The organism is Rhodococcus sp. EPR-134 (genome assembly GCF_001647205.1).
Taxonomy (GTDB): Bacteria; Actinomycetota; Actinomycetes; order Mycobacteriales; family Mycobacteriaceae; genus Rhodococcus_F; species Rhodococcus_F qingshengii.
On record NZ_LVCT01000110.1, the window covers coordinates 1 to 8,390 of the forward strand.

The 8,390-nt window shown below is 59.5% G+C and carries 6 protein-coding genes; 4 read left to right on the forward strand and 2 right to left on the reverse strand.

The annotated features are described in order from the left end of the window. From A2J01_RS05265 to A2J01_RS05280, 4 genes are all read left to right on the forward strand, one after another. Window positions 1-1,585: flavin-containing monooxygenase (locus A2J01_RS05265; RefSeq protein WP_064112243.1), on the forward strand; the 1,585-nt coding region annotated here is incomplete at its 5' end. An 82-nt stretch (window positions 1,586-1,667) separates the two neighbouring features. After that, entirely contained in the window at window positions 1,668-2,864 is a 1,197-nt protein-coding gene (locus A2J01_RS05270; RefSeq protein ID WP_047269241.1) for a serine hydrolase domain-containing protein, read from the forward strand. A gap of 98 nt (window positions 2,865-2,962) precedes the next feature. Next, window positions 2,963-4,852: an AMP-binding protein gene (locus A2J01_RS05275; RefSeq protein ID WP_047269240.1), complete on the forward strand. Its 1,890-nt coding sequence runs from the start codon at window positions 2,963-2,965 to the stop codon at window positions 4,850-4,852. 269 nt (window positions 4,853-5,121) lie between these two features. Then, entirely contained in the window at window positions 5,122-6,189 is a 1,068-nt protein-coding gene (locus tag A2J01_RS05280; protein ID WP_047269239.1) for an NAD(P)-dependent alcohol dehydrogenase, read from the forward strand. Between the two features lie 259 nt (window positions 6,190-6,448). On the opposite strand, the gene A2J01_RS36765 is transcribed toward A2J01_RS05280, so the two are convergent. After that, entirely contained in the window at window positions 6,449-6,643 is a 195-nt protein-coding gene (locus tag A2J01_RS36765; RefSeq protein ID WP_047269238.1) for a hypothetical protein, read from the reverse strand. A 435-nt stretch (window positions 6,644-7,078) separates the two neighbouring features. After that, the coding region (locus A2J01_RS05290) for an MFS transporter (RefSeq protein WP_064112244.1) at window positions 7,079-8,390 on the reverse strand (1,312 nt) is incomplete at its 5' end.

The following is an 8,390-nucleotide window of genomic DNA, read 5'->3' on the forward strand; positions in this document are numbered from 1 at the left end:
CGATGCGTTGATCATCGGCGCCGGAGTCGCCGGTTTGTATCAGCTCCACATGCTTCGCGAGCAGGGACTGAACGTCCGCGCCTACGACGCTGCGGAAGACGTCGGCGGTACGTGGTACTGGAACCGTTACCCAGGCGCACGATTCGACTCCGAAGCCTACATCTACCAGTACCTGTTCTCCGAGGACCTGTACAAGAACTGGAGCTGGAGTCAACGCTTCCCGGCCCAGCCCGAAATTGAGCGGTGGATGCGCTACGTCGCCGACACCCTGGACCTGCGTCGCAGCATTCAGTTTTCCACAACAATCACCAGCGCCGAGTTCGACGAGGTAGCTGAGCGTTGGACCATTCGCACCGACCGCGGCGAGGAAATCAGCACCCGATTCTTCATCACCTGTTGCGGAATGCTGTCGGCGCCGATGGAAGATTTGTTCCCCGGACAACAGGACTTCCGGGGGCAGATCTTCCACACCTCGCGATGGCCGCACGGAGATGTAGAACTCACCGGTAAGCGTGTCGGTGTCGTCGGCGTCGGCGCCACTGGCATTCAGGTAATCCAGACCATCGCCGACGAGGTTGATCAACTGAAGGTGTTCGTGCGGACACCCCAGTACGCCTTGCCGATGAAAAACCCTCAGTACGACAGCGACGACGTCGCGGCCTACAAGGACCGATTCGAGGAGCTTCGAACCACACTGCCGCACACCTTCACAGGCTTCGAATACGATTTCGAATACGTGTGGGCCGACCTAGCCCCCGAACAGCGCCGCGAGGTGCTCGAGAACATCTACGAGTACGGATCACTCAAGCTGTGGCTGTCGTCGTTCGCGGAGATGTTCTTCGATGAGCAGGTCAGTGACGAGATCTCCGAGTTCGTTCGCGAGAAAATGCGGGCGCGGCTCATCGATCCGGAGCTGTGCGACCTGCTGATTCCCACTGACTATGGCTTCGGCACACACCGTGTGCCGCTCGAAACCAACTACCTCGAGGTGTACCACCGCCCGAATGTGACGGCCATCGGCGTCAAGAACAACCCGATCGCGCGAATCGTCCCCCAAGGCATCGAGTTGACCGACGGTACCTTCCACGAACTAGACGTGATCATTTTGGCCACTGGGTTCGATGCAGGCACCGGCGCACTGACTCGAATCGACATCCGCGGCCGCGGTGGTCGGTCTCTGAAGGAAGACTGGGGACGCGATATTCGCACGACAATGGGCCTGATGGTGCACGGTTACCCGAACATGCTGACGACCGCCGTGCCCCTGGCACCCTCCGCGGCACTGTGCAACATGACCACGTGCTTGCAGCAGCAGACCGAGTGGATCAGCGAAGCAATTCGCTACATGCAAGAGCGCGATCTGACCGTCATCGAGCCTACCAAGGAGGCCGAGGACGCGTGGGTGGCGCACCACGACGAAACAGCCGCAGTGAATCTGATCTCCAAGACGGATTCCTGGTACGTAGGTTCCAACGTTCCAGGGAAGCCGCGACGGGTCCTGTCCTACACGGGGGGAGTCGGCGCATACCGAGAAAAGGCGCAGGAAATCGCCGACGCCGGATACAAGGGCTTCAATCTGCGCTGACCCACAGAGCCCATTGTCCGAACGCTACTTCTGTAGCCATAGCTACAGGTCGGATTAGCGAGACCAATCAGAGGGACAAATCATGAACGCCGAATTCACAGCGACCGCTGACGCGGTCCTACAGCAAGCTCTATCTGCGGACGCACCTATTCCAGGCGTCGTCGCGATGGTGACCGACCGCACCGGCAATGTTTATGAACGCGCGGCTGGCAAGCGTTCAATCGATAGCGACGAATCGCTCACTATCGAGGATACTTTCGCACTATTCTCCTGCACCAAAGCTGTCACAGCTACTGCCGCGCTTCAACTCGTTGAAAGCGAACGTCTCGATTTGGACGCACCGGCAAGCAACTACGTTCCGGCACTGGGAGAGGTGCAGGTCATTGAAGGTTTTTCCGCAAATGGGAAACCGATCCTGCGCGAGCCCAAGCGCCCCATCACCACGCGGATGCTGCTCACACACACCGCCGGGTTCGGATACGATTTCTTCAACGAAACCTACAAACGACTGGCGGATGACTACGGCCAGCCGAGTATCATCACAGCCTCGCCACAGGCCTTGCGAACTCCTTTGCTGTTCGATCCGGGTGAAAAGTGGGAGTACGGAAGCAACCTCGACTGGGTCGGCCAAGTCATCGAAGGCATTACTGGTGACCCGCTCGGCGAGATTTTCCAATCTCGGATCTTCGATCCACTTGGCATGGAGCACACCAGTTTCGAGCTCGACGATCAGAAACGGTCCAACCTCGCGGACGTCCACGCGCGCAACGCCGACGGCTCGCTAACTCCGATGAAGTTCGAACTGCCGTCACCTCCTGAAATCCACATGGGGGGCCACGGTCTGTACGGCACTGTGGGTGACTACATGCGGTTTATCCGTATGTGGCTCAATGACGGCGAGGGCGACAACGGTCAGGTCCTGCGAAGCGAAACAGTGCAAATGGCTGAGCAGAACAATATCGGTAACCTGCCGGTCACCGGACTACCCGGAGTAATTCCCTCACTGTCGAACGATGCAGAGTTTTTCCCCGGAATCACCAAGTCATGGTCCCTTCCGTTCATGATCAACAACGAACAGGCCCCGACCGGGCGCCCTGCCGGCGCCCTGGGCTGGGCGGGACTAGCGAACCTCTTCTACTGGATCGACCGAAGCAACGGATACGGTGGATTCTGGGCCACACAGATCTTGCCGTTCGGCGATCCCACCTCGTTCAGCAGCTACCTCGATTTCGAGTCGGCCCTGTACGCGTCACTCGCCCCATCACCAAGAACCGTTTAACAGCGGTGATCTCCGGTCGTCTCCCGTCGCCTCATCTGACGGGAGACGACCGGGCTTGAATCGAACCCCGATCCACTCACCTCACGAGGAGAACGCCCGTGGCCCGCTACAGGGACGTCTACGAGGCCAGCGTTGCCGATCCCGAACGCTTTTGGCTTGATGCTGCCAAGGCACTCGACTGGCATACGTACCCGACCGTCGCACTCGACTCCGACCGCGCACCGCTCTATCGATGGTTCCCGGACGGCAAACTCAACATCTGCCACAACGCGCTCGATCGCCACGTGGACGCCGGACACGGCGACCGTACGGCACTGATCTACGACTCACCCGTCTCGGACACCCAACGCACGTATACCTACGCCGAGCTCCGCACGCAAGTGGCCTTATTCGCCGGAGTCCTGACCGATCTCGGCGTTCGTCGCGGCGACCGAGTCGTGATCTATATGCCAATGGTGCCGGAGGCCGCCATCGCGATGCTCGCTACTGCGCGTCTCGGCGCAGTGCATTCGGTCGTGTTCGGCGGATTCGCTCCGAAGGAGTTGGCGGCGCGTATCGACGATGCCGAACCTCGGGTAATCGTTTCGGCGTCGTGCGGCATCGAAGGCGACCGCATCATCGCCTACAAACCTCTGCTCGATCAAGCAATTGAGATCGCCGAACATACACCTGACCACTGTGTGGTGCTGCAACGTCCCCAGCTCCGAGCGACAATGACTGACCGCGATACAGACTGGGACCAGGCCATGTCCATAACATTTCCCGCTCCGTGCGTAACCGTCAAAAGCATCGAACCGCTCTACGTGCTCTACACCTCTGGGACGACGGGTAAACCCAAAGGAGTGGTTCGCGACGGCGGATACGCGGTGGCACTTGCCTGGACAATGTCGAACGTCTTCGACATCGGACCCGGAGAGACCATGTTCACCGCATCGGATGTCGGTTGGGTGGTCGGGCACTCCTACATGGTTTACGGGCCCCTACTTGCAGGCGCCACCACTGTCATCTACGAGGGCAAGCCCGTCGGCACCCCCGACGCTGCCCAATTCTGGCGCGTGGTCGACAACTACCAGGTCAAATGCTTGTTCACCGCGCCGACCGCGCTGCGGGCGATCCGCAAGCAGGATCAACACGGAACACGCACCGTCGAATACGACCTCACTAGCCTCAGATACCTCTTTCTCGCCGGTGAACGACTCGACTCCAATACACATCGTTGGGCGTCAGAACTACTCGGGATCCCCGTCATCGACAACTGGTGGCAGACCGAAACCGGGTGGCCAATCGCCGCCAATCCTGCGGGCATCGAACTCTTGCCCATCAAGCCCGGCTCGCCCACCGTGCCCATGCCCGGGTGGAGCGTCCACGTCCTCGACACCGCAGGAAGACCCGAGCCGCCCGGTGCAGAAGGATCGATCGCCATCAAATTGCCTCTCCCGCCGGGGTCCCTGCCCACCCTGTGGCAAAACGACGAGCGGTTCGTGGAGTCATATCTATCGACATACGACGGCTATTACCTCACAGGGGACGGCGGACACGTCGACGCCGACGGTTACGTCTTCATCACCGGTCGTACCGACGATGTCATTAACGTCGCGGGCCACCGCCTTTCCACAGCAGGTATGGAGGAAGTGATCAGCGCGCATCCCGATGTCGCCGAGTGTGCCGTGATCGGCATACACGACGTACTGAAGGGGCAGATCCCCCGCGGTCTCGTGGTTCTCAAAGAGGGGACAGCACGCGCCGAACAAGATGTCGAAGCAGAACTGATCCAGATGGTCCGCAACCAAATCGGAGCAGTCGCGTATCTCAGAGACGTCGCAATTGTGGGAGCACTTCCGAAAACTCGGTCCGGAAAAATCCTCCGTAAAACGATGCGTGGTATCGCGGATGGCACCGGTGACCCCATTCCCCCCACCATCGACGATATCTCGGTTCTGGAAGCCCTCATTCCGGTCCTTCGTCGGCAGAAGGGATCGAAGCAATGAGATTCGGTTCGACCACGAAATCAGGGGAATTCGGAACAATGATCCTCAAGAACAACGGCGGCGATAGATAGTCCATCGAGGTCGATCTCTCATACCTTCCCGTTTCTCGCACTTCGCCGTTGCGATCAGGCAAACACATTCTCAACACCTACGCGCCTCTACATGCTGAGGCTTGACATTCGACTGCCAACTGCAGCCTGTCGAGACCCTCTAGAAGCCGAAGTTCCGACTCTCAAAACCATCCGTTACTGAAACAAGGAGACAGATCCATGGCAACGCATATGCAGACCTTCACAATGATCGATATCGGCAAGACAGCAATCGTCGACAAGCCGATTCCGATACCGGGCCCAAACGACGCGTTGGTGCGTACCACTGCCGCCCTGATCTGTACCTCTGACGTCCACACCGTCGCCGGCGCTCTACCTGTGGAGAACGGACGCACCCTTGGACACGAGTCGGTTGGAGTCATCGAGGCGCTCGGCTCCGACGTCAACGGGTTCCACGTTGGACAGCGCGTCGCGGTCAACGCCGTCACTCCGTGTTGGACCTGCAGCTACTGCCAGGGCGGGTACAGCAGCCAGTGTCAGGGACTGCTCGGTGGCTACAAATACACAGCACAAGTCGATGGCAACATGGCCGAGTACTTCCTCGTCCCCGGGGCCCAAGCGAATCTAGCGCTGATCCCCGACGAGCTGCCCGACGAGGCCGCTGTCTACGCCTGCGACATGCTGAGCACCGGTTTCACCGGCGCAGAAAACGCCCAGATCAAAATCGGCGACACCGTCGTCATTTTCGCTCAGGGTTCGGTAGGCCTGTGCGCCACAATGGGGGCCCGCCTACGCGGAGCCGGCCGAATCATCGCTATCGAAGCGATTCCCGAACGAATCGAGTTGGCGCGGAGGTACGGCGCCGACGACATCATTGACTACAGGCAAGGCAGCGTGGTGGAGCAGATCCTCGAACTCACCGGAGGTCAAGGCGCAGACGCCGCCATCGAGGCACTCGGGTCTCCACATACGTTCGAAGCCGCACTTGCATCCATCAGGGCCGGCGGAACATTGTCGAACATTGGATACCACGGCGAAAACCCCGAGCCCCTCAAACTCGACCTGATGGCATTCGGGTTGGGTATGGGTGACAAAGCCATCCATACCGGGCTCTGCCGAGGAGGAAGTGACCGCATGCAAAGAATCTTCCGGCTGATGGTGACAGGAAAGATCGATCCGACTCCCATGACCACCCACCGCTTCGACTTCGTCGAGGTTCAGCACGCCTTCGGCCTGATGGCCAACAAGCAAGACGGAATCATCAAGCCGCTCATTACTTTTCCCTAACCACCACGCACGCAGTAAAGGCGGTCAACGCACCGGAATAACCCTGTGCAGAGGTGCGTTGTAGAGGCTGTCGGTGTTCGGTTCTTTGCCCCGGGTACCACCCCAGAAATGCCGCTTCGAGAGGCCACATGCCAAGAGGCGCAAGACGGGCACCGACCCTGTGAAGCCGCTGGACACCTTTCGGTGCCGGCGGCTTCGTCACGTCCGGGTGGTCAGTGTCGGCCTGGGGAGGTCGACTTCGTCGGTGGCGGCAACGACATCAAGGAGTGCATCCGTAGTCAGCGTCGGTTTTGCCGTCGTATGCATCAGTCATGCGGCCCCACTCGTCCCAGGGCAGCATCGAGGCGAGGCGCAGGACGTGCATCCGGCGCTGCAAAAGGGAGAAGGACGGCACACCGTCGGGTCCGAGTGCGACGATCCCGCCGTCAAGGACGGTTTCGCGGTGATCAAGCACAGCACTGAGTGCGTCGACGATCTCGGGGAACGAGGCACTGATTGTTGTTGCCGCTACGCGACCACAGCGCCGGAGCCTTGGAATCTGTTGTGGCTATGTCTCTTTGGCCATCCCACTTACTCTCGAAGGCCCTTATCTGAACTAGTGCGTAGCGACGCCTGGTCGAACTGGGGAATTTTTTCTATATCTGCTCGGCTCATCTGTCGAGGGCGCCCAATGGGCGGAGTTTTCGCGGGGTTTCACCGCAGTCGTAGCGGTGAGAGTTCGGCCCTAGTCGCTCAGCGACTTGGGCGGATGCCAGGAGGAGAGGCAGATAACAAATTTGCCGAGACTGGTGACGGTGCCTCCCAAGGCCAGCACGTCATATCTCACAAAACCGGACAGCACGCGATCAGTTCTCGACCTCAGCTGTATATCTTTGGCGGGGTAGAGGTTTCATTCTGCGTGGTCCCTGTGCGCCGGTAAGGCCAGCGCACAGAGTGCCGTCACGATCATGATTGCCGCAATGGCGTAGAACGCACCGTTGTACGAGGCCAGGAGGTCGTCCTTGTCGAGACTGCTCGTAGCTGCATAAGTGACCAGGACGGAGAGCCCGAGCGCGCCACCGATCTGTTTGGTGGTATTCATCAGCCCTGAGGCAGCACCCGCGTCGGCGGCGGGGATCCCTGAGGTGACAGCAGCAGTGATGGGAGTGTTCAGTATTCCACTCCCGACGCTGAAGATGATGGCGGGCAGAAGGATTCCCTGCACATAACCGCTGTCGGTATCGAGTTGGGCTTGTACCCAGAATCCTGCAGCAGCCACGATCGATCCGGATGCAATGAGAAAGCGGCCGTCAATTCTGCCCATCATCCAGGGAGTCAGCCCCACCCCGATAGCTATCGCGACAATGGTATGAGGCAGAAAGGCCAGACCTGTTTGTACGGGGCTGTAGCCGAGAACATTCTGCATGGACAGAGTCAGGAAGTACCACATCGGGTTCAGGCATGCTCCAGCCAGCAGCATGATCACATTGCCGATGGAGACTGCCCTGTTCCGAAAGATATGCAGCGGTATCAGAGGTGACGATGTCACCCATTTTTCGACGACGACGAAGGCGATCAGGAGCGATACGCCAATCGCAATGCCAGAGATGGTCGAGTTTGCCGACCAACCATCATCTGCAGCCTGGGCGATACCGTAAGCCAAGGATCCGAGACCTGCTGTCGCCAAGACTGCTCCAGCGAAGTCCAGTCGTGGACGCGGCCCAGAGGGACGATCAGCGGCAATATAGCGAACAGCCAGCAGCACTGCAGCCATCCCGATCGGCACATTGATCAGCAGCGTCGACCGCCATGTCAGATATTCGGTGAGGATACCTCCCACCAAATTTCCTGCTGTACCGCCTGCGATGCCCACCGCCGTCCAAGTGGCCAGTGCACGAGTGCGACGAGGGCCTTCGGGGAAAGTGGCGGTCAAAACAGTTAGCGTCGCTGGCGCGAGGATCGCAGCACCCAAGCCTTGAACCGCCCTGGCCACGACGAGAAGAGACGCCGAATTTACGAGGCCACCGGCGAGGCTTGCTCCGGAAAACACTGCCAAGCCGATCAAAAAGACCCGTCGGCGCCCCAGAAGATCCGCCAGACGGCCACCGAGCAGCAGGAAGCCCGCAAAGGTCAATGCGTAGGCATTCACTACCCATGCCAATCCGCCAGCGTCGAACCCAAGACTCTCGCGGATGGACGGCAGAGCAACATTCACCACCGAG